The organism is Thalassospira sp. UBA1131 (assembly GCF_002311515.1).
Classification (GTDB): domain Bacteria; phylum Pseudomonadota; class Alphaproteobacteria; order Rhodospirillales; family Thalassospiraceae; genus Thalassospira.
Genome location: NZ_DCAO01000088.1, coordinates 18,358 through 20,214 on the forward strand (window position 1 = coordinate 18,358; position 1,857 = coordinate 20,214).

Consider the following 1,857-nt stretch of genomic DNA (forward strand, 5'->3'; position numbering starts at 1 on the left):
TGGTCGGCCGCCGACAGTTCGGCAGTGAGCTGTTTGTTCAGCGCGGCGAGGACCTTTTTACTACCCTTCATGGCGTAATACTCCTGATCTGATTAGTCGCCGTCGCCTGAACGGCTCTGGATGTAGTTTGCAATCCCGACATTTTCGAGCTGCCATTCTTCGGTCTCAAGCCAATCAACGTGCTCTTCCTGTTCTTCCAGGAATTTCACAAGCAGATCGCGCGTCACAAAGTCCTCGGCCTTTTCACAGGCGGTGATGGCTTCGCGCAGAAGCGGCAGAGACGCCAATTCAAACTTCATGTCACAGCTGATGATCTCTTCGACATTTTCGCCGATCATCAGTTTGTTGAGGTTCTGGAGGTTGGGAAGACCTTCAAGAAACAGAATGCGCTCAATCGTGTCGTCAGCGCGTTTCATTTCCTTGATCGAGAGCTTGTACTCATACTCGCCCATTTCTTCCACGCCCCAGTCCCGCAGCATTCTGGCATGCAGGAAATACTGGTTAATCGCAGTCAACTGGTTGGTCAGAATGCGATTAAGATATGTGATGATCTTGGGATCACCTTTCATCATGGCTCTCCTGATGGTTGGGCTATGCAGATAGTGGGAATCCACCCGGCTTGTTTCAAGGAAAAAACGCGCCTTTGATTACCATTATCAATAATTTAGCCGATTTTCCCGAAATAAGCCAGTTGGGGTGAATGACTAAAAATCATTCGCACGGATTTCCCTGAGAATGAAAATCGGTTCGGCGAAATTGCCCTTCGCAAAGATCTTGTGCCCGGATGTTTTCGTACGACTCGCAACTGCCGTGCAATCAATTGAAGCAAAACATGAAGCCGCGCTTTCAAACCATCCGTTTCATCCTTGGTGATCAACTGACACCGTCGCTTTCGAGCCTGAAGGACGCCGATCCCGATCAGGACCTGATCGTCATGGCAGAGCCGCATGATGAGGCCACCTATGTCCCCCATCATCGCCAGAAGATCGTGATGATCCTGTCTGCGATGCGCCACTTTGCGGAGGAATTGCGCGAAAACGGATTTCACGTCGCGTATTTTGACTATCAAAACCATCCGACCAAGTCCTTTACCGACGCCCTGAAAGCGGTCCTTTCCGAACACGACATCAAAGAAGTCATCGTCACCGAACCCGGTGAATGGCGGGTCAAACATGAAATCGACAAATGGTCCGAAGACCTTGATATCTCGGTTGATGTGCGCACCGATGACCGGTTCTTTGCCCCGCTTTCGGCATTTGCGGATTTTGCCAAGGACCGCAAGGAACTCCGGATGGAGTATTTCTATCGCGGTTTGCGGCGCGATACCGGCATTCTGATGGAACACGATGGCAAGCCGGTTGGCGGGCAGTGGAACTTTGATCACGACAACCGTAAAAGCCTGCCCGATGATGTGACGCCCCCAACGCCAAAGACATTTGTACCCGACAAGATCACGCAAGGTTTGCTTGATCGCGTATGCGATGATTTTCCCGATGCGCTGGGGGATGTTGCGTCATTTGGCTGGCCGGTCACGCGCAAGGATGCGCTTGCGGCACTTGATCATTTCATCAAGCATCGCTTGGCGCAGTTTGGCGATTATCAGGATGCGATGACGGTCAAAAGCGCCACCCTGTATCATTCCCTGATCAGCCCATGCCTCAATACCGGGCTGTTGTTGCCTGATGAAGTCTGCCGGGCGGCCGAGAAGGCCTATCATGAGGGCAAGGCGCCACTGAACGCGGTCGAGGGGTTTACTCGCCAGATCCTTGGTTGGCGGGAATATGTCCGCGGGCTTTACTGGTATCTTGGCCCGGATTACGGCAGCGGCAATCATTTTGATGCCAAACGCCCCCTGCC

Annotated in this window: 2 protein-coding genes; one reads left to right on the plus strand and one right to left on the minus strand. The window is 52.4% G+C overall.

What is annotated here, in order from left to right:
• Window positions 1-92: 92 nt before the first annotated feature.
• Window positions 93-569: a bacterioferritin gene (gene bfr, locus B3Z49_RS13320; RefSeq protein WP_008891826.1), complete on the minus strand. Its 477-nt coding sequence runs from the start codon at window positions 567-569 to the stop codon at window positions 93-95.
• A 263-nt stretch (window positions 570-832) separates the two neighbouring features.
• Between bfr and B3Z49_RS13325 the strand changes: the two genes are divergently transcribed.
• Window positions 833-1,857: cryptochrome/photolyase family protein (locus tag B3Z49_RS13325; protein WP_296991693.1), on the plus strand; the 1,025-nt coding region annotated here is incomplete at its 3' end.

Bases quoted from the DNA above. Each gene is read 5' to 3' on its own strand.
- bfr (WP_008891826.1), bottom strand. From the start codon at position 569: ATGAAAGGTGATCCCAAGATCATCACATATCTTAATCGCATTCTGACC.